Annotated in this window: 22 protein-coding genes and 1 tRNA gene; 8 read left to right on the forward strand and 15 right to left on the reverse strand. The window is 71.8% G+C overall.

What is annotated here, in order from left to right; genetic code table 11:
• Positions 1-128 precede the first annotated feature (128 nt).
• From E8M80_RS17120 to E8M80_RS17165, 11 genes are all read right to left on the reverse strand, one after another.
• The gene (locus E8M80_RS17120; RefSeq protein WP_137126926.1) at positions 129-1,019 is read right to left on the reverse strand and encodes an alpha/beta fold hydrolase; all 891 of its coding nucleotides are present in this window, start codon (positions 1,017-1,019) and stop codon (positions 129-131) included.
• Between the two features lie 116 nt (positions 1,020-1,135).
• Positions 1,136-2,044: a lipid A biosynthesis lauroyl acyltransferase gene (locus E8M80_RS17125; RefSeq protein ID WP_137126927.1), complete on the reverse strand. Its 909-nt coding sequence runs from the start codon at positions 2,042-2,044 to the stop codon at positions 1,136-1,138.
• Positions 2,031-3,053 carry a zinc-binding dehydrogenase gene (locus tag E8M80_RS17130; RefSeq protein WP_137126928.1) on the reverse strand — a complete coding sequence of 341 codons (1,023 nt, stop codon included), beginning with the start codon at positions 3,051-3,053 and terminating at the stop codon, positions 2,031-2,033. Before E8M80_RS17130 ends, E8M80_RS17125 begins: the two co-directional genes overlap by 14 nt.
• Before the next feature lie 154 nt (positions 3,054-3,207).
• The gene (locus E8M80_RS17135) at positions 3,208-4,473 is read right to left on the reverse strand and encodes a beta-ketoacyl synthase N-terminal-like domain-containing protein (RefSeq protein WP_137126929.1); all 1,266 of its coding nucleotides are present in this window, start codon (positions 4,471-4,473) and stop codon (positions 3,208-3,210) included.
• Positions 4,470-5,651, reverse strand: coding sequence for a beta-ketoacyl-ACP synthase (locus tag E8M80_RS17140; RefSeq protein WP_137126930.1), 1,182 nt, complete (start codon positions 5,649-5,651; stop codon positions 4,470-4,472). Before E8M80_RS17140 ends, E8M80_RS17135 begins: the two co-directional genes overlap by 4 nt.
• Entirely contained in the window at positions 5,648-6,094 is a 447-nt protein-coding gene (locus E8M80_RS17145) for a 3-hydroxyacyl-ACP dehydratase FabZ family protein (RefSeq protein WP_137126931.1), read from the reverse strand. The genes E8M80_RS17140 and E8M80_RS17145 overlap by 4 nt, the downstream gene beginning before the upstream one ends.
• A 133-nt stretch (positions 6,095-6,227) precedes the next feature.
• Positions 6,228-6,509, reverse strand: coding sequence for an acyl carrier protein (locus E8M80_RS17150; RefSeq protein ID WP_137126932.1), 282 nt, complete (start codon positions 6,507-6,509; stop codon positions 6,228-6,230).
• Between the two features lie 545 nt (positions 6,510-7,054).
• Positions 7,055-7,204 (reverse strand): hypothetical protein, encoded by a 150-nt coding sequence (locus tag E8M80_RS26035; protein WP_170979469.1) that lies wholly within the window; start codon positions 7,202-7,204, stop codon positions 7,055-7,057.
• A gap of 34 nt (positions 7,205-7,238) precedes the next feature.
• Positions 7,239-7,321: transfer RNA gene (locus E8M80_RS17155), tRNA-Leu, on the reverse strand.
• A 53-nt stretch (positions 7,322-7,374) separates the two neighbouring features.
• Positions 7,375-7,767, reverse strand: coding sequence for a cupin domain-containing protein (locus tag E8M80_RS17160; RefSeq protein WP_137126933.1), 393 nt, complete (start codon positions 7,765-7,767; stop codon positions 7,375-7,377).
• Between the two features lie 153 nt (positions 7,768-7,920).
• Positions 7,921-8,547 (reverse strand): glutathione S-transferase family protein, encoded by a 627-nt coding sequence (locus E8M80_RS17165; protein WP_137126934.1) that lies wholly within the window; start codon positions 8,545-8,547, stop codon positions 7,921-7,923.
• 92 nt (positions 8,548-8,639) lie between these two features.
• Here E8M80_RS17165 and E8M80_RS17170 point away from each other — a divergent pair, with 92 nt between their 5' ends.
• The 5 genes from E8M80_RS17170 to E8M80_RS17190 all read left to right on the forward strand — a co-directional run bounded on the left by E8M80_RS17170 (position 8,640) and on the right by E8M80_RS17190 (position 12,764).
• Positions 8,640-9,119: a disulfide bond formation protein B gene (locus E8M80_RS17170; protein ID WP_137126935.1), complete on the forward strand. Its 480-nt coding sequence runs from the start codon at positions 8,640-8,642 to the stop codon at positions 9,117-9,119.
• The gene (locus E8M80_RS17175; RefSeq protein ID WP_137126936.1) at positions 9,116-9,673 is read left to right on the forward strand and encodes a demethoxyubiquinone hydroxylase family protein; all 558 of its coding nucleotides are present in this window, start codon (positions 9,116-9,118) and stop codon (positions 9,671-9,673) included. The genes E8M80_RS17170 and E8M80_RS17175 overlap by 4 nt, the downstream gene beginning before the upstream one ends.
• 72 nt (positions 9,674-9,745) lie before the next feature.
• A complete protein-coding gene (locus E8M80_RS17180) occupies positions 9,746-11,011 on the forward strand; it encodes an ABC transporter substrate-binding protein (RefSeq protein WP_137126937.1) in 1,266 nt (421 codons plus the stop codon).
• Positions 11,005-11,925, forward strand: coding sequence for a carbohydrate ABC transporter permease (locus E8M80_RS17185; RefSeq protein ID WP_240790089.1), 921 nt, complete (start codon positions 11,005-11,007; stop codon positions 11,923-11,925). The genes E8M80_RS17180 and E8M80_RS17185 overlap by 7 nt, the downstream gene beginning before the upstream one ends.
• Positions 11,922-12,764, forward strand: a complete 843-nt coding sequence (locus E8M80_RS17190) for a carbohydrate ABC transporter permease (protein WP_137126938.1) — start codon at positions 11,922-11,924, stop codon at positions 12,762-12,764. Before E8M80_RS17185 ends, E8M80_RS17190 begins: the two co-directional genes overlap by 4 nt.
• A gap of 122 nt (positions 12,765-12,886) precedes the next feature.
• Here the strand turns inward: E8M80_RS17190 and E8M80_RS17195 are convergent, their stop codons facing one another.
• The gene (locus E8M80_RS17195) at positions 12,887-13,462 is read right to left on the reverse strand and encodes an HNH endonuclease (RefSeq protein WP_170979470.1); all 576 of its coding nucleotides are present in this window, start codon (positions 13,460-13,462) and stop codon (positions 12,887-12,889) included.
• A gap of 150 nt (positions 13,463-13,612) precedes the next feature.
• Positions 13,613-14,263, reverse strand: coding sequence for an alpha/beta hydrolase (locus E8M80_RS17200; RefSeq protein WP_137126939.1), 651 nt, complete (start codon positions 14,261-14,263; stop codon positions 13,613-13,615).
• Between the two features lie 52 nt (positions 14,264-14,315).
• Here E8M80_RS17200 and gluQRS point away from each other — a divergent pair, with 52 nt between their 5' ends.
• Entirely contained in the window at positions 14,316-15,170 is an 855-nt protein-coding gene (gene gluQRS, locus E8M80_RS17205) for a tRNA glutamyl-Q(34) synthetase GluQRS (RefSeq protein WP_137126940.1), read from the forward strand.
• On the opposite strand, the gene E8M80_RS17210 is transcribed toward gluQRS, so the two are convergent.
• Complete coding sequence (locus tag E8M80_RS17210; RefSeq protein ID WP_206035653.1) at positions 15,167-15,514, reverse strand: potassium channel family protein; 348 nt, start codon at positions 15,512-15,514, stop codon at positions 15,167-15,169. The two genes, gluQRS and E8M80_RS17210, sit on opposite strands and share 4 nt — an antisense overlap.
• Positions 15,515-15,620: 106 nt before the next feature.
• On the opposite strand from E8M80_RS17210, the gene E8M80_RS17215 reads away from it, so the two are divergent.
• A complete protein-coding gene (locus tag E8M80_RS17215; RefSeq protein WP_170979471.1) occupies positions 15,621-16,586 on the forward strand; it encodes a tripartite tricarboxylate transporter substrate binding protein in 966 nt (321 codons plus the stop codon).
• A gap of 9 nt (positions 16,587-16,595) precedes the next feature.
• On the opposite strand, the gene E8M80_RS17220 is transcribed toward E8M80_RS17215, so the two are convergent.
• On the reverse strand, positions 16,596-17,396 hold the full coding sequence (locus tag E8M80_RS17220; RefSeq protein ID WP_137126942.1) for an enoyl-CoA hydratase/isomerase family protein: 801 nt from the start codon (positions 17,394-17,396) through the stop codon (positions 16,596-16,598).
• Between the two features lie 142 nt (positions 17,397-17,538).
• On the opposite strand from E8M80_RS17220, the gene E8M80_RS17225 reads away from it, so the two are divergent.
• Positions 17,539-19,122, forward strand: coding sequence for an ABC transporter substrate-binding protein (locus E8M80_RS17225; protein ID WP_137126943.1), 1,584 nt, complete (start codon positions 17,539-17,541; stop codon positions 19,120-19,122).
• The last annotated feature ends 15 nt before the right edge of the window (positions 19,123-19,137 follow it).

Raw genomic sequence — 19,137 nt, forward strand, 5'->3', positions numbered from 1 at the left:
GGTACGAGGGTAAAATACCACCTATGCGCGTATCTTCAAGCGCAAATTGACGCTTTAGATGCGTCAAGAAAGGAACGTAAACGCAACTCGCGATTAATTTATTGCAAAATGAGACAAACTGTGGGGATTTAGGGGCCTTGGAGCTCCCGCAGCGATACTACCCAGGGTTGTGGCGCTTCCCGTGGCAGGAAATGGCCGGCGCCGGCCACCACCTCCCGCCGGAAGGGGCCGGCGAACCGGCGCGCCGAGCCTTCGCTGTTGCCTGGCGGATCCACACCATCCTCGGCCCCGTGCAACACCACCGACGGCACCCGGATCGGCGGGCGTGCGGCCAGGCGCCGCTCGATCTCCTCGAGTGCCGGGTCGCCCGGCGCCGCCCCGTGCCGGTGGCGGTAGGATTGCACCACAGTCGCAACGAAATCGGGGTTGTCGAAGCTTTCGGCCGTGCGGGCGAATTCCGCTTCGGTGAAGCGCCAGCCCGGCGACCACATGCGCCAGAGCAGGCGGCAGAAGCCTCGGCGGTCGGCCTCGAGGCCCGCGGCCCCGCGCGGCGTGTGCAGGTACCACTGGTACCAGTAGCGCGCCTCCTGCTCGGCGGCCGCGGGGCGCGCCGCACCCGCGATGTCCTGGATGTTGTAGCCATTGCCGGAAACCAGCCCGCGCACGCGCTCGGGCCAGAGCGCGGCCACGATGCAGGCGGCGCGGCCGCCCCAGTCGTAGCCCGCCAGCAGCGCCCGGCGGATGCCCATGGCGTCCATCAGCGCCAGCAGGTCCGCACCCAGCGCCGCCTGCTGGCCGGACCGCGGCGTCGCGGCATCACGGTAGCGTGTCGGCCCGTAGCCGCGCAGGTAGGGCACGACCACGCGAAACCCCTCGGCCGCGAGCACGGGCGCCACCCCGTCCCAGGCGCGCGCATCGTCGGGGAAGCCATGCAGCAGGATCGCCGCCGGCCCGTCCGCGGGGCCGTGCAGCTCGACCGCGATGTCGAGCGTGCCGGCCGTCACCATCGCGATGTCCATGTCCCGAACCCTCCTTCGCCGCACCGAGGCGATGGACAGTCTCGGGCGGCGGGCTCAGCCCAGGAAGGGGAAACGGTCGACGCCAATCCCGCCGCACGCCGGGCGGCCCGCCAGGCCTACCGCCAGCGGCGATGCATCCAGAGCCATTGGCCGGGGCATTCCCGCACCCAGCCCTCGATCACGGTGTTCATGGCCTGCGTCGCGCCCTCCACGTCCACCAGGCCCTCCGCGTCGCGCGGCATCGGGATTTCCTCGGTCAGGTCCAGGCGAAAGCGGCCACCGGGCAGGCGGATCGCGCGCGCGCCATGCACCGGGCAGTCGAAGCGGCGCGCAAGCTGCGCCAGCAGCGGATTGGCCGAGGCTGGGCGGCCCATGAACGTCACGACCGGCCCGCGCCCGAAGCGCTGGTCGACCAGCATGCCGACGTGCAGCCCGCGTTCCAGCGCGCGGGCCAGCTTGAAGGGCGCCGACATGCCGGCGGCGACCAGCGTGCCCATGCTGTCCTGGCGCAGGCGCAGGATTTCCTTCGCGACGGCGGGGCTGTTCGGCGTGCGGTACAGGACCGCGCTCTCGATCCCGTGCTTCGCCGCGGCGATGGCCGGCAATTCCCAGTTCGCGAGATGGGCAGAGAACACGATCGCCGGCTTGCCGTCGTCGCGCAGCCGTTCATAGAGGGCGACCGTCTCCGGGCTCGCGGTGATGCGCCCGGAATCGGGCCGCGCGGCGTCGAAGTCCCAGATCCGGTCCATGTGGACGTATTCACAGGCGACGCGGCCGAGATTGTCCCACGCCTCGGTCAGGATGGCCGCGCGCTCAGCCTCGGATTTCCCGGGAAAGGCGGCGGCGATGTTCTCCCGCCCGATGCGGTTGGCCGAGGTCAGGGGGCCGAGGCTGCGCGCCAGGAAGGCACCGATGCGCGGCCCGATATCCGGCCCGAGCAGGCGCAGCAGCGCGAAGACCGCCCGGACCAGGAGCCCGAACAGCCGATCGGCGAAAAGCCAGAGACGGACCTTAAAGCGTAACAACGATCTTCCCGAAGACCCGGCGGCTTTCCAGCCGGTCGAGCCCCTCCGTGAAGCGGTCCACCGGCAGCACGGTGTCGAGCACCGGCAGGATGCCGCGCGCCATCTTGGCGTAGCCGTCGGCGATGTTGCGCATCGAGGCGCCGAAGGACCCGAAGATACGCAGCTGGCGCTGGAAGATCATCATGAGGTTGGTCTCGGCCGAGACGCCGGAGGTCGACCCGCAGGTCACCAGCCGCCCGCCCATGCGCAGCGACAGCAGCGAGCCCGCCCAGGTGGACGCCCCCACATGCTCGAACACCACGTCCACGCCGACCTTCCCCGTCGCGCGCCGCGCAACCGTCGGGAAGTTCTGCGTCGTGTAGTTTACGACGATGTCGGCACCCAGCGTCTTCGCCTTGGCGCATTTCTCGTCGTCGCCCGCCGTCGCGATGACCGTGCAGCCCAGGTCCTTGGCGATCCGCACCGCCACCGTGCCGATGCCCGACCCCGCGGCATGCACGAGGATCGTCTCCCCGGGCTCGAGCTTCGCGTTGTCGAACAGCATGTGCTCGACGGTCGAGAAGGTGATCGGCCCGCAGGCGGCATCCTCCCAGGAGATGCCGTCCGGCACCCGCACCAGCAGCCGCGCTTCCTGGTTCACCAGCTCACAGGCGAAGCCGCCGACGTGGAAGCCCTTCACGCCGCGCACGTCCTCGCACAGGTTGTCCTGCCCCGCGCGGCAGCGGCGGCACGTGCCGCAGGTCAGCGCGCCATAGGGGGCGGCGCGGTCGCCGACCTTCCAGGCCGTGACGCCCTCGCCCACGGCGACGATCTCGCCGACCGCCTCGGCGCCCACGATCAGCGGCATCTCCCGCTTGGCGAAGGCCATGCCGCGGAAACCCCAGACATCGATGTGGTTCAGCGCGACGGCGTGAATGCGCAGCGTGACCTCGCCCGGGGCGGGCGGCGGCGGCGGGGGCACCTCCTCGAGGCGCAGGTCGCGGTCGGCATGCAGGCGAAGGGCACGCATGGAAGTCTCCCAGGACGGCAGGGGGAGAAGGGAACTTCTCCCCCCGAACCCCCCTCAACCTTCTCGGGCACCTGGCGCCCGACCACCCAGGATCGGCGCCAGATGCCAGAGAAGGGAGGGGGCGCGGGGGAGGTTCCCCTCCCCCGCACGAAACTCAAGGCGCCGCGCTCACCACGAGGCACACGTTCTGGCCGCCGAACCCGAAGGAGTTCGACAGCACGTGCCGCAGCCCCGACACGCTCCGCGCGACATTCGGCACCACGTCGAGCGTGATCGCCGGATCGGGCTCGTTGTGGTTGATCGTCGGCGGCAGCACCTGGTCGCGGATGGTCAGCAGGCTGAAGGCTGCCTCGATGGCACCTGCGGCGCTCAGCGTGTGGCCGATCATCGACTTGTTGGAGGAAATGGGCGGCGGCGCCTCGCCGAAGACGGCGCGCATGCCGAGCGTCTCCATCTTGTCGTTCTCCGGCGTGCCGGTGCCGTGCGCGTTGACGTAGCCGACGTCGGCGGGCGCGAGCCCAGCATCGGCGATGGCATTGCGCATGGCGCCGATGATGGCGTGGCCGTCGGGGTTCGAGCGCGTGCGGTGGAAGCTGTCCGCGCGTTCGCCGCAGCCCGAAAGGATGCCAAGTACCGTCGCGCCGCGCGCCGTCGCGTGCTCGAGGCTCTCCAGCACCAGCGCGGCCGCGCCTTCGCTCATCACGAAGCCGTCGCGGGTTTTCTCGAAGGGTCGGGATGCCTTTTCCGGCGCGTCGTTCCGCGCCGTCAGCGCCGAGAGCAGCGAGAAGCGGATCACCGCCTCGGGCTGCACCGAACCGTCGGCGCCGAGCGCGATGGCGGCCGCCGCCTCGCCGCGCTGGATCGCCTCGACCGCCATCTGGATGGCCGAGGCGCCGGTGGCGCAGGCGGTGGTGAGCGCGATCGGCGCGCCTGTGGTGCCGAAGCGCACGGCCAGATGCTCGCCGACGCCGCCGAACATGAAGGTCTCGTAGAGGTCCTGCCGCCCAGCCGCCACGCCCAGCGCCGCGCGATAGGATCCGTCGCCATTGGCCTGCCGCGCAAGTTCGAAGCGCTGCGGCCATTCGTATTCGACGGGCGGCATGCCGAGCATGAGCGGGCCAGGGAAGGCGCCGCCCGTTCCAAGCGCAGCCTGCGCCAGCGCTTCCTCGATCGCCGCGGCGGCCATGCGCTCGACGCGGAGGGGGGAACTCGCGACCGGCCCGCCGGCCGCCTCCTCCGGCAATTCGACCGTGCCGGCGATGGTGGTGCGCAGCTTGTCGACCGGGAAGCGGCGGATGCGGGAGATGCCCGACTTGCCCGCCTTGACCGCCGCCCAGCTCGCCTCCCGCCCCCAGGCGAGCGGCGTGACGATGCCGATGCCGGTGACAGCGACCAACGGCCGCCCGAGATGGTCCTTCATGCCGCGCGCTCCAGCAGGGCCAGGGCTTCGCCGCGCCATTGGCCGAAGCCGGTGACGAGGATGCGCTCGACCGCCCCGTCCCCGGCATCCGCGGGGTCCATGGCCGGGTAGAAGCCGCCGCGCGACAGCGCCAGCGCACCGAGCGCCACATTGGCCGGGAAGGCCGCCTCCACCCCATGGCCGAGCAGCGATCCGGTGCGCCGCACCGCGATCGCGCCGAGCGTGGCAAGGAAGGCGTCCTCCTCCGCCCGTGCCTCGGCCACCCCGGTCATGCCGGAGAGCACGCCGAGCCCCGCGCCGGCCGGGGCGCCGAGCCTGGCGTGCAGCGCCTGAGCCGCCCGCGCCGCGCCGCCCCCGGCGCGCACATGCGCCACATCGGTGGCGACGCCGGCCAGGCGGGCCAGGGGCTTCGCGCCGCGCGCCGCGGCATGCCCGGCAGTCTCCAGCACCAGGAAGGCGCCGAGCGCACCGCCCACGAATCCGCCCGGGTCCGGGCGTGCCGAGACCGGGGCGAAGGGGCCACGCCAGACCGCGCCGCCGGCGCCGTACAGCAGCACGAGGTCCCAGCGCTGGGACGCATAGGCGCCGCCCACCAGCGCAATGCCGCCGCGCCCTTCCGAAAGCCGCGCGGCCGCGATGCGCACCGCATCGGCCGCCGCCTGTTCCTCCCCCATGAAGGTGCGGGAGGAGCCGGTCACGCCATGCACGATCGAGATGTTGCCGGCGAGCAGGTTGGACAGCTGCGCCAGGAACAGCGTCGGCCGCAGGTCGGTCGCGAGACGTTCGTTGAGGATCGGACCGGCTTCCGCGGGCGGCGTCGTGCAGAGCGCGGTCGCCACCGCCTCGTCCACCGCGACGTCGCGCTCGCCGCCGCCGGCGGCAACGATCAGGTGCATGTCGGACACGAGCCCGCGCGCGCCCGCCTGGTCGATGGCGAGTCCGGCGGCATAGGTGCCGAGGCGCTGCCAGGGCTCCATCTGCCGCTGGTCGCCCTTCTTCGGGATCTGCGCGTCGAGGTTCAGCGCCGGCAGGGGATGCACCGGCCAGGGGGCGAAGGTGGCCTCGTCCAGCACGGGCGCGGCGCCGGGCCTGGACAGGATGTCCCAATGCGTGTCCGGCCCCTCGCCAAGCGAGGAGACGAGGCCGATGCCGGTGATGACGACGTCCTGCCTGGTCATGCGAGTCCGAGCTCCTGCCCGCGCCGCTTCATGGCGGCGGCGAGTTCGGGGGCGGGGAAGTCCATGATGCGCAGCGTCAGCTCCGCGTCGCATACCCGCTTGCCCGCGGCCTCGATGCGCGCCTTGGTCACGGCGTAGCCCGACCCGTCGTGCAGGCGCGTCGCATGCACCGTCACGGGCGTGCCGGGGCCGACGAAGGAGCGGAACTTCGCCTCCTTCACCCCCATCAGGAAGGGCATGCGCCGGAAGTCCATGAGTTTCAGCAGCAGCCAGCCGGAGGCCTGCGCCATCGTCTCGACCAGCAGCACGCCCGGCATCAGCGGATAGCCCGGGAAGTGCCCCTCGAAGACCGGGGAGGCGTCGGGGATGGTGCTTTCCACCACGATGGCCTCACCGTCGAGCGAGGCCACGCGGTCCACCATCTGGAAGTATTCCAGGCGCATGTTCGGGGGCCGGTCGATTCAGGTCTTCGCGCCCGCGGCGCGGTGTCGACGGATCGCGCCAGCCGCGCGGCGCAGATGCGTCGCGCCGACGGCGCGACGGTGATCGGACGGCCGGCGCGGCCGCGTCACGACGTCAGCCCGCCTTCGCCGCCACGAGCTCGTCGATGCGAGCGGCCAGGTTCTTCATGACGAAGTACTGCTCGGCCGGCGCGTTGCCCGCGTTGACCTCCTGCGTCCAGGCCTCGACCGGGACCTTGATGCCGAAGGCCTTGTCGATGGCGAAGACGATGTCGAGGAAGTCCAGGCTGTCGATGCCGAGGTCGTTGATGACGTGACTGTCGGGCAGGATGTTGTCCCGCTCGACTTCGCTGTTCTCGGCGATGATGTCGGCGATGCGGTCGAAGGACGAGGCCATGGGTGGCCCTCCGGAATCCGGGGTGGGGTAAGGGATCGGGCGCCGTCTTTGGCGCGAATGGACGCGAAAGGCAAGGTTTGGCCGGCCGGGGGTGGTGCCGGGTTCACCACCAGCGGAGCGGTTGCCGGATGGACTGGATCGCCGCGACAACAACGCCGGAGCCCCTCAGGAACGGGAGCGGGACGAACGGGCCGAAGACTTCCCGGCCCCCGGCGCGGAGACCGAATTCTCATGGGGACCCGTTGCCGGAGTGTCGGGGGTGCCGGCGATCCCGCGGCGCCCGGCGGCGCTTCGCGCAACCCGGGGAACGGGGTGGCCGCTGGTTCCTGCCGGCCCAGGATCCCAGGTGCCCTCCCATGCTGCGCCGGGCACCCGCGCCGCCCGTAGCGGCCCACCATCTCACCGGTTGCGGCGTCGAAGCGCGGAAAGGGTGGGGCCGTTGCCGGACCAGGACACAGGAGGTTCAGGCCCGTGCCGAGCGTCAGGACCATAAACAGCGGCCGAGCACCGCAAAGGGCGCAGGTGGGCAGGACGGCAGAGGCTCCCTATCCCATCGCGGCGAAGGCGATGAGAGCCCCGCAGCCGTCATGGACCAGGATGAGGAGCGGCGCGGCGAGGAAGCCGACCGCGGGCAGGCCAAGGATGAAGCGGACGTGATCAAGGTGGGGAACGATCGGCGGCAGGTCAGGTGGCACCTGCCGATCCTTTGCCGTCTCGAACCCATGGCCATGCCCCCGGGGAGATTCGAACTCCCACACCCTTTCGGGCGAGCGATTTTGAGTCGCCTGCGTCTACCGTTCCGCCACAGGGGCCCTGGCCGACCCCTGCCTAGCCGGGCCCGCCGCCTCGCGTCCAGCCCACCGGGCTATTCCGCCGCACGCGCCGGGGCCGGGACGTTCTCCGTCGCGAACTCGGACGGCCCCACGATCTCGATCAGTTCCAGGTCATCCGAATGCTCGACCTCCCGGTGCCTGACCAAAGGCGGCTGGTAGCAGGAATCGCCGGCGCAGAAGGTCTTCTCGCCGATATCCTCGTATTCGAAGCGCACCCAGCCCTTCAACACGAAGAACATCTGGAACTTCAGGTCGTGGGTGTGCCACTGGCCGGTGGCGTGCTCCCCGGGGATGGCGCGGATGACATGCGCGCCGAAGGCACCGCCGGTGGCCTCCCGGATGCCGAGGTCGCGGTATTCGAAGAAGGCGCGCAGGCCGCGCTCGAAATGGGCTTCCTCGGCGTGGCTGGTGGTGGTCTCGGTCATTTGGTCCTCCCTTGCGAGCGAATGGGGGAAGGCAACCTCTCCGTCCGCCCCCCAACCTTCCTTTTCGGCGTGGCGCTCCCGCTTCCCGGACCCGCAACGGGTGCCAGGGAAGGGCGGGAGCCCCGGGGGGAGATTCTCCTCCCCCGGCCTGTTCTACGCCAGCGGCAGCGCGACGTGCCGGGTGAAGCCCGGACGTTCCAGCAGTGCATCGTACAGCCGGCGCAGGTTCGGCAGGTCCGGCCGCTCGATCGGCAGCGCGAACCAGCGGTGGATCCAGCACCCCATCGCGATGTCGGCCAGCGTCAGGTCATCCCCGCACAGGAACCGCTTGCCCGCGGCGGCGGCATCGACGATGCGCCAGAGCTTGCCGCAGTCTTCCCGCGCCTTGCCCTCAGCCGCCCAGTCGCGGTCGGGCTCTGGGATGCGGACATGGGTGAAGAAGATGGTCACCATCGGGTTGGTGACGTGGCCGAGCGTCCAGTCCATCCAGGTCTCGACCGCCGCGCGGGCGCGCGCCGCCGCGGGATAGAGCGGGCTGTCGGGCGCATGGGCGTTGCAGAGATAGCGGCAGATCGTGTTGCTTTCCCAGGCCGACCAGCCGTCGTCGTCCTGCAGCGTCGGCACCAGGCCCATCGGGTTCATGCTGCGGTAGGCGGGTTCGCGGGTGCGCCCGAAGGTACCGCCGGCATCGATCCGCTCGTAGTCGAGTCCGAGTTCCTCCAGCGTCCAGAGCACCTTCATGACGTTGCTCGAACTTGCCCGGCCCCAGAGCTTGCGCATCGCGTCCCTCCCGCTTGTCGCGGCGAAGGCTAGGCGGGCGGCCCCGGGCGGTCCAGTTGCGCCGGCCGGCCGGCCGCGCGACATGATGGGCCATGGGTCCGGCCGTGATCATCCTGCTGCTTTCCGCCGGCGCGCCGCTGTTCGCCCTGGGCACCGAGACCTGGTGGGGGCTGCCGCCCTGCGCGCTCTGCCTCTGGCAGCGCTGGCCCTATTGGGCCGGGGCCGGGCTGGCGGCGCTCGCGTTGCTGGTGCCCGGGCGGGGACGCGCGGCGCTGCTGGCGCTGGCCGGGGTCGCGGCCCTGGCCTCGGCCGGGATCGGCGCCCTGCATGTGGGCGTGGAGCAGGGCTGGTGGCCCTCCCCGCTGCCCGGCTGCGCGGCGCCGACCGCGGGCGCCGGGCTGTCCGTCGACGACATGATGCGCAGCCTGGCCGCGGCGCCCGCCAAGCCCTGCGATGCCGCCACCTACCTCATTCCCGGATTGCCGCTTTCCATGGCGGCGATGAACCTCATCTATGGGCTGGGCCTTGGCGCGCTGGCGCTGCTGCTGGCCCGCCGAGGAGCACGCGCATGACCGCCCGCACCACCGCCGAGACCCGCCTGCCCGGCGACCCGACCCCGCGCCAATACGTGCGGCGCGCCATCCGCGTCGACCATGCCGGGGAATACGGCGCCAAGCGCATCTACGAGGGGCAGCTCGCCGTGCTCGGCCGGACGAAATACGGCCCGATGATCGAACACATGAAGGCGCAGGAGCAGGTCCACCTCGACACGTTCTCCCGCCTGATCGGGGAGCGCCGCGTGCGCCCGACCGCGCTGCTGCCGGTCTGGCATGTTGCCGGCTTCGCGCTCGGCGCCGCGACGGCGCTGCTCGGACACCGGGGCGCCATGGCCTGCACCGTCGCGGTCGAGGAAGCGATCGACGAGCACTACCGCGCGCAGGAGGAGGAACTCGGCGAGGACGAGGCCGAGCTGAAGGCGCATATCGAGAAATTCCGCGCCGAGGAACTGGAGCACCGCGACATCGGCCTCGAGAACGAAGCGGAGCAGGCGCCCGCCTACCGCCTGCTGAGCGCGGCGATCAAGGCTGGCTGCAAGGTCGCGATCCGGCTCAGCGAACGGATCTGACGCGCCGCTTTTTCGCCTCCCGGCGCGTTGCGGGGGTAGACTGCCCACGCAAACGCAGCCGGGAGGAAGGATATGCGCCTCACCCTCGCCGCGGCATTGGCCGCGTGTTTCGCGATCCTCCCCGCCCGGGCGGAGGTCACGCTCACCGTCTCCTGCGGCGCCGTCGGCATCGAGGCGGCGCTCTGCCGGGAGGGCGCCGAGGCCTGGGCGCGCGAGACCGGCAACCGCGTCGAGATGGTCTCGACGCCGGCCGGCAGCACCGAACGCCTGGCGCTCTACCAGCAGCTGCTCGCCGCGCGGTCGGGCGACATCGACGTGCTCCAGCTCGACGTCGTGTGGCCCGGCATCCTTGGCGCGCACCTGCTCGACCTCGCGCCGCATGTCGACCGCGCGACGCTCGACGCGCATTTCCCGGCCGTGGTGGCGAACAACACGGTGGACGGGCGGCTCGTCGCCATGCCGTGGTTCACCAACGCGGGCGTGCTGTATTACCGCCGCGATCTGCTGGAGAAGCACGGGCACCCGGTGCCCGCGACATGGGAGGCGCTGGCCGAGACCGCGCAGGCCATCATGCAGGCCGAGCGCGCCGCCGGCGATGCGCGCCTCTGGGGGTTCGTGTTCCAGGGCCGCGCCTATGAGGGGCTGACGGTCAACGCGCTCGAATGGATCGCGAGCCACGATGGCGGCACGATCGTCGACGCCGATGGCCGCATCACGGTGAACAACCCGCGCGCCGCGGCGGCGCTGACCGATGCCGCCGCCTGGGTCGGCACCATCGCGCCGCCCGGCGTGCTGAACTACGCCGAGGAGGAGGCGCGCGCCGTGTTCCAGTCCGGCAACGCGGTGTTCATGCGCAACTGGCCCTACGCCTGGCCGCTGCTGAACGCGCCGGGCAGCGCGGTCGCCGGCCGGGTCGGCGTCGCCGCGCTGCCGCGGGGGATCGACGGCGGTCGCCCCGTTGCGACGCTGGGCGGGGAGCAGCTCGGCGTGCCGCGCTATTCGCGCCATCCGGAGGCCGCGGTGGCGCTGGTGCGCCACCTCGCCTCCCGCGCCGAGCAGAAGCGCCGCGCCATCGCGGGCGGCTTCAACCCGACCATCCGCGACCTCTATGACGATGCCGAGGTGCTCGCCGCCAATCCCTTCTTCGGGACGCTGCGCGCCACCTTCGAGAATGCCGTGGCGCGCCCCTCGGGCGTCACGGGCGGGCGCTACAACCAGGTCTCGGCGGAGGTCTGGAACGCCGTGCATGCGGTGCTGTCCGGCCGCAGCCAGGCGGCACCGGCGCTGCTGCGGCTCGAACGCAACCTGACGCGCATCGGGCGCGGCGGGCGGTGGTAGCGCGCGCACGACGCGGCCTGTCCGCGCTCGCGCTGGAACGCCGCCGCGCCGCCTGGTTGTTCCTGCTGCCCATGGTGGTGGCGCTGCTGCTGGTCGCGGGCTGGCCGCTGGCGCGCACGATCTGGCTGTCCTTCACCGATGCGCGGCTCGACGACCTTGCGCCGCCGGCCTTCGTCGGGCTGCTCAACTACGCCTTCCTGGCCGAGGACCCGGAGTGGTGGGGCGCGGTCCGCAACACGCTCGTCTTCGCGATCGTGTCGGTGGCGATCGAGACGGTGCTCGGCATCGTCATCGCCCTCGCGCTCGATGCGCGGATGCGCGGGCGCGGGCTGATGCGGGCCGCGATGCTCGTGCCCTGGGCGATTCCGACCGTCGTCTCGGCGCAGATGTGGGGCTGGATGCTGCACGACCAGGTGGGCGTGGTGAACGAGGCGCTGCTCGGCCTCGGCCTGATCGCGGAGCCGCTCGCCTTCACCGCCGACCCGGACCTGGCGCTCTGGGCCGTGGTCGCGGTGGATGTCTGGAAGACCACGCCCTTCATGGCGCTGCTGACGCTGGCCGCCCTGCAACTGCTGCCGGGCGAATTGTACGAGGCCGCGGAGATCGACGGGCTCGGCCCGGTCGGCCGCTTCTTCCGCATCACCCTGCCGCTGATCCGCCCGGCGCTGATGGTCGCCATCATCTTCCGCACGCTGGATGCGCTGCGCGTCTTCGACCTGATGTACGTGCTGACGGGCGGCAGCGCGGCAACGGCATCGATGTCGGTCTATGCGCGCCGGCACCTCGTGGAGTTCCAGGATGTCGGCTACGGCTCTGCGGCGGCGACCGGGCTGTTCCTGGTGATCGCGGCGGCGACGGTGCTGCTGGTGACACTCGGCCGCGTGCGGCTGGGCGCCGGGGAGCCCGGGCGATGAGCGCGCGGCGCCTGAGGCGCCTGGTCGGGCGCGCAGCCTTCGCGCTGCTGCTGGCGGCGATCGCGCTCTACACGCTGTTCCCCTTCTACTGGGCCGTGGTGTCCTCGCTGAAGGCGGGAAGCGCGCTGTTCACGGTGGAGGCCTTTCCCGCGCGCCCGGCCTGGGACAACTACGCCGCCGTCTTCCGCGACGGCCCCTTCGCGCGGAACATCCTGAATTCGGTCGTCGTCGCGGGGTCGGTGGTGGCGATCTCGCTGGCGCTTGCGGTCACGGCCGCCTTCGCGCTCGGCCGCGTGGTGTTCCGCGGGCGGGGGCTGATGCTTTCGGCCATCCTCGCGGTCTCGATGTTCCCGCAGGTGGCGGTGCTGGCGGGGCTGTTCGAGCTGATCCGTGCGCTCGGCCTCTACAACAGCCTGGGCGGGCTCGTGCTGTCCTACCTGATCTTCACGCTGCCCTTCACGACCTGGGTGCTGACCACCTTCATGCGCGAGATGCCGCTCGAGCTGGAGGAGGCGGCCGTGATCGACGGCGCCACGCCCTGGATCGTGCTGACGCGCATCTTCCTGCCGCTGATGGGCCCCGCGATGGTGACGACCGCGCTGCTCGCCTTCATCGCGGCGTGGAACGAGTTCCTGTTCGCGCTGACCTTCACCCTGACGGACGAGATGCGCACCGTGCCGGTCGCGATCGCGCTGATCAGCGGGTCGAGCAGCTTCGAGCTGCCCTGGGGGCGGATCATGGCGGCCTCCGTCATCGTGACGGTGCCGCTGATCGCCCTGGCGCTCGTGTTCCAGCGGCGGATCGTGGCGGGGCTGACGGCCGGGGCGGTGAAGGGGTGACGCTTTCGCCGGCCGCGTGTTGCCGAGGGCCGTCGCGGACAGGGCATCCCGGCTGGTGGCTGGTCCCGTATCCCTGCGGGCCATGACGCAGGCGCGCGACAGGCCGTGGCGGCTGTGTCGACCTAGCCTTCCAACTCGCTGTCCCAATAGAGGTAGTCGCGCCAGGATTCGTGCAGGTAGTTCGGCGGGAAGCCGCGCCCGTTGTCCTGCAGTTCCCAGGTGGTGGGCTGGCGCGGTTCCTGGCGCGGCAGCATGTGGCATTCCCGCGGCAGGCGGCTGCCCTTGCGCAGGTTGCACGGGCCGCAGGCGGTCACGACGTTGTCCCAGCTGGTCCGCCCGCCGCGCGAGCGGGGGATGACGTGGTCGAAGGTGAGTTCCGGCGTCGGCCGGCCCAGGCCGCAGTACTGGCATTCAAACCGGTCGCGCAGGAAGACGTTGAAGCGCGTGAAGGCCGGCCGCCGCGCCGCCGGGATGAATTCCTTGAGCGCGATGACCGAGGGCAGCCGCAGCGCCAGCGACGGCGAATGCACCTCGACCTCGTATTCCGACAGCACGGAGACCCGGTCGAGGAAGACCGCCTTGATCGCGTCCTGCCACGCCCAGACCGAGAGCGGGAAATAGGACAATGGACGGAAATCGGCGTTCAGCACGAGCGCCGGGTAGGACTGGCCGCCGATGAAGTGTCCGCCGTCTGGCAAGCGCCGCTCCTTCCAGCGGTGCGCCACCTAGACCTTGGGGCCTGACCCGGCGGAAAGGCCCCAGATACAGTGGCGCCGCCGCGTGTGCGGTGCATGATTGCCATGCGCCCGGGGGCGCCGCAACCCTCGGCTCAGGGTGTCAGGGGCTTGTCACACGGCGCCCAGCACGCCGCGCAGCACCTCGGCCCCGGCGGCGAGCCCGACCTCGTCCAGCCCATGCCCGAGGCCGGGTCGGAACAGCGCGCGCACCGGCACGCCGGCGCCCTGCAGCGCAGCCTCCGCGGTGCGGGACGCGGCGGCGGGCACGACCTCGTCGGCGTCGCCATGCACGATCAGCACCGGCGGCCGCGCGGCGACCGGACGCTCGCCCCCGATCATGCCGCCCGAATAGGCGAGCACGCAGGCCGCATCCGGCACGGCGCCGCGCAGCCCGGCCTCCAGCACCGTCATCGCGCCCTGGCTGAATCCCATCAGGCCGACCCGCCCCGGCGGCAGGGACAGCCGCGCCGCCTCGGCCGCCACGAAGGCGCCGAGCGCCGTGGCGGCCGAAGCGACCCCGGCCTCAAGCTGCGCCGCCGAACGATCCCAAAGCGGGAACCATTGCCGCCCGAAGGGCACGCCGTCGCAGGCTTCGGGCGCATGCGGGGCCACGAACAGCGCGCCCGGCACCGCCTCCGCCCACATCGCGGCCAGGTCGATCAGGTCATGCCCATCCGCGCCGAAGCCGTGCACCAGCACGACCAGCGCGTCGGGCGCCCCGCCGGCCGCGGGGCCGAAGCGCGGCCCGTCCAGCTTCTCCATCCGCCGATCCCCCTTGCGATGACCAAGGCCAGCCCGCTACCGGGCATGGGCCATGGGCGCAACCGCCATCGTCACCCGCTTCGCACCGAGCCCGACGGGATACCTCCATCTCGGCCACGCGCATGCCGCGCTGGTGGCGTGGCGCCTGGCGCGCGAGGCTGGCGGGCGCTTCCTGCTGCGCATCGAGGACATCGATCCCCAGCGCTGCCGCCCGGACTTCACGGCGGCGATCCTCGCGGACCTCGCCTGGCTCGGCCTCGACTGGGACGGGGAGGTGCGGGTGCAGTCGGCGCACCTGCCGGAGTATCGCCGGGCGCTGGATGCGTTGCAGGCGCGCGGGCTGCTCTATCCCTGCTTCTGCACGCGGGCCGAGATCGCGCGCGAGATCGCGGCGAGCGCCGCGGCGCCGCACGGGCCGGACGGGCCGCTCTACCCCGGCACCTGCCGGCGCCTGCCGACCGCGGAGCGCGCCGCGCGCCTCGCGCACGGGGAGGCGCATGCGCTGCGCCTCGACATGCGGACTGCGCTGGCGACGCTCGCGGCGCCGCTGACCTTCGAGGAACACGGCACGCGGCTCGTCTGCGACCCGGCGCAGTTCGGCGACGCGGTGCTGGCGCGCAAGGACGTGCCCGCCTCCTACCACCTTTGCGTCACGCATGACGACGCGGTCCAGGGCGTCACGCTCGTGACGCGCGGGGAGGACCTGCGCCCCGCGACGCATCTGCACCGGCTGCTGCAGCACCTGATGGGTTGGCCGGAGCCGCGCTACGCGCATCATGCGCTGCTGAGCGACGCGGCGGGCCGACGGCTCGCCAAGCGCGACCGCGCCGCAACGCTGCGGGACATGCGCGCGGCGGGGCTGGAGGCGGCCGAGGTCCGCCGCCGGGCGCTGGCCCGCACGGGCTAGCGCCGGTTCGCGCCGGCCGCGGGCTCCTGGCGCAGCGCCTGCTGCACCGCGGCGACCGCGATCGACGCCACCAGCCCGGTGAACACCAGCCCGGTCAGCCCGATCGCGACCGCAAGCACCTTCGTCGCGACACCATGCGGCACCAGGTCGCCGTAGCCGATCGACAGGCCCGTGACGAAGGCGAAGTACAGCCCGTCCATCGCGCTCCAGCCCTCGGCCAGCGCGACCGCCAGGCCGAGCCCGAGCTTGACGCTGAGCGTCGCCGAGAGGATCGGCCAGGTCAGCCGCAATCCCCGCATCGTCGCGCGCAGGAAGACTGCGCGTTGAATGGATCCCGTCGCCATGCTCAGCCCCTCTCGCGGTGACGCCAGCTTAGCGCGGACCCCGGCTGGCGCGACGCAGGGTGCCGGGCTAGCCTGCCACAGCCCTGCCGGGGGCGGAGGAGACGACATGCTCACACGACGCCTCGCGGGCGCGGCTGCGCTCACGGTCCTGGCCCGGCCCGCCCTCGCGCAATGGCAGCCGACGCGGCCGCTGCGCATCCTGGTCGGCTTCGCCCCGGGCGGCGGCACCGACATCACCACGCGCACCATCGGCGCGAAGCTGCAGGCGCTGCTCGGCCAGCCGATCGTGATCGAGAACCGCCCCGGCGCCGGCGGCAACCTGGCCAGCGAGGCGACCGTCAACGCGCCGGCCGACGGCAGCGCCTTCATGATGGGCACCATCGCCTCCCTGGTGATGAACCCGATCATGACGCGGCTGCCCTTCGACGTGCTGGCGGACCTGACGGCGATCGGCCGTTCGGTCGAGGTGACGAACGTGCTGGTCGTGCCGCCCGACCGGCCCTGGCGCAGCCTGCCCGAGATGATCGCGGCGGCGCGCACCCGACCGGATGCGCTGGCCTATGGATCCTCCGGGGTCGGCGGCGCGGGGCATCTCGGCGGCGCGCTGCTCGACAGCATGGCCGGCATCCGCACCGTCCACGTGCCCTACCGCGGCGGCGGGCAACTCATCACGGACCTGCTGTCGGGCAAGGTCGATTTCTCGATCGCGACGGCGGCGACGGTGCTGCCGCATGTCGAGGTCGGGCGGCTGCGCGCGCTGGCCGTGCCGCTGCCGCGGCGCAGCCCCCTTCTGCCCGAGGTCCCCACGGTCGCAGAGGCGGCCAACCTGCCCGGCTACGAGGTCGCGAACTGGTACGCGCTGATGGGCCCGCGCGGGATGGCGCGGCCGATCGTCGACCGCATGAACGCCGCGCTGAACGAGGCGATGCGCGACCCCGACGTGGTCGCGAACCTGGCGAAGCACGGGCTCGAGCCGGCGCCGTCGACGCCCGAGGAGTTGGTCGGCTACATCCGCGCCGAGACGGCGAAGTGGCGCCCGATCATCCAGGCCACCGGCGCCTCGGCGAACTGAGGGGGGCGCTCAGCGCCCCCTGAACACCGGCTTCCGCTTCTCGTTGAAGGACGCGATGCCCTCGCGCCGGTCCTCGGTCCCGACGAGCTGATTGTAGCATTCGATCTCGAAGCGCAGCGCCGTGCGGATGTCCATCTGCAGGCCGTAATGCATCGACCGCTTCGCCTGGCGGACCGACAGCGGCGCGTTGCGCGCGATGGTGCGCGCGGTTTCCATCACGGCCTCCGTCAGCGCCTCGCGCGTGTCGAGCACGCGGTTCAGGATGCCCCAGTCGAGCGCATCGGCCGCGGTGAAGGGGCGGCCGGTCAGGATGATCTCCTTGGCGCGCCGCTCGCCCACGATGCGCGGCAGGGTCTGGGTGCCGCCCGCGCCCGGCATGATGCCGATGGTGACCTCCGTCAGCGCGAAGCGCGCGGCCGCAAGCCCGTAAGCGAAGTCGGAAGCCAGCACCATCTCAAGCCCGCCGGCATAGGCGTGCCCGGACACCGCCGCGACGATCGGGATCGGGCAGTCAAGCTGCGTCCAGTAGGCGCGTTCGAAGATCTCGTGCTGATGGCGCCACTGCGCATCGGTCATGCCGTGGCGTTCCTTGAGGTCGCCGCCGCCGCAGAAGGCCTTCTCGCCGGCCGCGGCGAAGACCACGCAGCGAACGTCGCCGGGCTCGGCGATCAGGTGCGACCAGCAGGCATGGAGGTCGCGGCCCATCTGCGTGTTCAGGGCGTTCGCGGCCTGCGGCCGGTTCAGCCGCACCACCAGTATGTGCGGCTCGGGCGCCTCGAGGGCGAGCGTCTCGTACTGCGGCAAGTCCATCTGCGGTCTCCTCGGATTCGCGGGGCGCGCGCAGACTGCGCCGGCGCGCGCGCGCTGTCAGCGGCCCCGCGTGCCGGCTGCCCTTGCCGGCCCCCGCAAGCCGCCCCATCCTCCCGCCGCCTCCCCAACAACGGAGACCGCCATGCCCTCCCGCCGCACTGTCCTGGCTGCCCCGGCCGCGCTGCTCGCCGCCCCGCGCATCGCCTTCGGCCAGGCCGCCGCGCGCACGCTGCGCTTTATCCCGCAGAGCAACCTCTCGAACATCGACCCGGTCTGGTCCACGGCCGTCATCGTCCGCAACCACGGGCTGATGATCTATGACACGCTGTTCGGCCTCGGCGCGGATTTCCGCCCGCGCCCGCAGATGGCCGAGGGGCACGAGGTCACGGATAATGGCCTGACCTGGACCATCCGGCTGCGACCGGGGCTTCGCTTCCACGACGGCGAAGCCGTGCGGGCCGCGGACTGCGTCGCCTCGATCAACCGCTGGTCGAAGCGCGACGTGCTCGGCCAGCGCCTCGGCCTGCTGCTCGAGGAGATGCGCGCGGCCGACGACCGCACCATCGTCATCCGCCTTAAGAAGCCCTGGGCCGGCCTCGCCTGGGCGCTCGGCAAGCCGTCGGCCAACATCTGCGCCATCATGCCCGAGCGGGTGGCAGAGACAGACCCCTTCACCCAGATCCGCGACTACACGGGCTCCGGCCCCTTCCGGTTCCGCCACGACCAGTTCCGGCCCGGCGATATCGCCGTCTACGAACGCTTCGACCGCTACGAGACACGGCAGGAACCGTCCGACTTCCTGGCCGGCGGCAAGCCCGTGCATTTCGACCGTGTCGAATGGCGCGTGATGCCCGACCCGTCCACCGCCTCGGCCGCGCTGCAGAACAACGAGGCCGACTGGTGGGAGACGCCGCTCGCCGACCTGCTGCCGCTGCTGCGGCGCAACCGCGACATCGTCATCGACCGCATCAACAGCGCAGGCAACCTTGGCGTGCTGCGCTTCAACTTCCTGAATCCGCCCTTCGACAACCCCGCCATCCGCCGCGCGCTGCTGCCGGCCATCGACCAGCGCGCCTTCATGGATGCGGCGATCGGCACCGACCCGTCGCTGTCCATCGTGCCGGCCGGCGTGTTCACGCCCGGCACGCCGCTGGCCAATGATGCAGGGCTCGAGGTGCTGTCGGGCCCGCGCAGCATCGATGCCGCGCGCCGCGCGCTGCGCGAGGCCGGCTACGCCAACCAGCGCGTGGTGATGCTGTCCGCCACCGACCTGCCGGTGCTGCAGAACCTGGCCGAGGTGGCGCGCGACACGCTGCAGCGCGTCGGCTTCAACGTCGAGCTCGTCGCCATGGACTGGGGCACGCATATCCAGCGCCGCACCAACCGCGGCCCGGTGGACCAGGGCGGCTGGTCCGCCTTCTGCACCACCTGGGAAGGGCTGGACGTGTCGGTGCCCGGCAGCCACCAGCCGATCCGTGGCCACGGCACCGGCGCCTGGGCGGGCTGGCCGACCATCCCGCGCCTCGAGGAACTGCGCGATGCGTGGTTCGAGGCCCCGGACCTCGATGCCGAGAAGCGCATCGCCCGCGAGATCCAGACGACGGTCTGGCAGGAAGTGCCCTTCGTCCCGCTTGGCCTGGTGATGCCGCCGCAGGCCTATCGTCGCTCCATCACCGGCGTGGTGAAGGGCGGCCCGGCGCTGTTCTGGGGCGTCCGGCGCGCCTGACCCCGCAAGCAAGGA

Origin of the sequence: Roseomonas sp. HF4, assembly GCF_005222755.1 — a bacterium.
Classification (GTDB): domain Bacteria; phylum Pseudomonadota; class Alphaproteobacteria; order Acetobacterales; family Acetobacteraceae; genus Neoroseomonas.

Excerpts from the sequence above, each read along its gene's own strand:
- E8M80_RS17160 (WP_137126933.1), bottom strand. The coding sequence starts at position 7,767 with ATGACCGAGACCACCACCAGCCACGCCGAGGAAGCCCATTTCGAGCGC.
- E8M80_RS17145 (WP_137126931.1), bottom strand. The coding sequence starts at position 6,094 with ATGCGCCTGGAATACTTCCAGATGGTGGACCGCGTGGCCTCGCTCGAC.
- E8M80_RS17180 (WP_137126937.1), top strand. The coding sequence starts at position 9,746 with ATGCGCCTCACCCTCGCCGCGGCATTGGCCGCGTGTTTCGCGATCCTC.
- E8M80_RS17210 (WP_206035653.1), bottom strand. The coding sequence starts at position 15,514 with ATGGCGACGGGATCCATTCAACGCGCAGTCTTCCTGCGCGCGACGATG.
- E8M80_RS17130 (WP_137126928.1), bottom strand. The coding sequence starts at position 3,053 with ATGCGTGCCCTTCGCCTGCATGCCGACCGCGACCTGCGCCTCGAGGAG.
- E8M80_RS17225 (WP_137126943.1), top strand. The coding sequence starts at position 17,539 with ATGCCCTCCCGCCGCACTGTCCTGGCTGCCCCGGCCGCGCTGCTCGCC.
- E8M80_RS17200 (WP_137126939.1), bottom strand. The coding sequence starts at position 14,263 with ATGGAGAAGCTGGACGGGCCGCGCTTCGGCCCCGCGGCCGGCGGGGCG.
- E8M80_RS17220 (WP_137126942.1), bottom strand. The coding sequence starts at position 17,396 with ATGGACTTGCCGCAGTACGAGACGCTCGCCCTCGAGGCGCCCGAGCCG.
- gluQRS (WP_137126940.1), top strand. The coding sequence starts at position 14,316 with ATGGGCGCAACCGCCATCGTCACCCGCTTCGCACCGAGCCCGACGGGA.
- E8M80_RS17175 (WP_137126936.1), top strand. The coding sequence starts at position 9,116 with ATGACCGCCCGCACCACCGCCGAGACCCGCCTGCCCGGCGACCCGACC.
- E8M80_RS17150 (WP_137126932.1), bottom strand. The coding sequence starts at position 6,509 with ATGGCCTCGTCCTTCGACCGCATCGCCGACATCATCGCCGAGAACAGC.
- E8M80_RS17140 (WP_137126930.1), bottom strand. The coding sequence starts at position 5,651 with ATGACCAGGCAGGACGTCGTCATCACCGGCATCGGCCTCGTCTCCTCG.
- E8M80_RS17170 (WP_137126935.1), top strand. The coding sequence starts at position 8,640 with ATGGGTCCGGCCGTGATCATCCTGCTGCTTTCCGCCGGCGCGCCGCTG.
- E8M80_RS17215 (WP_170979471.1), top strand. The coding sequence starts at position 15,621 with ATGCTCACACGACGCCTCGCGGGCGCGGCTGCGCTCACGGTCCTGGCC.
- E8M80_RS17165 (WP_137126934.1), bottom strand. The coding sequence starts at position 8,547 with ATGCGCAAGCTCTGGGGCCGGGCAAGTTCGAGCAACGTCATGAAGGTG.
- E8M80_RS17190 (WP_137126938.1), top strand. The coding sequence starts at position 11,922 with ATGAGCGCGCGGCGCCTGAGGCGCCTGGTCGGGCGCGCAGCCTTCGCG.
- E8M80_RS17135 (WP_137126929.1), bottom strand. The coding sequence starts at position 4,473 with ATGAAGGACCATCTCGGGCGGCCGTTGGTCGCTGTCACCGGCATCGGC.
- E8M80_RS17120 (WP_137126926.1), bottom strand. The coding sequence starts at position 1,019 with ATGGACATCGCGATGGTGACGGCCGGCACGCTCGACATCGCGGTCGAG.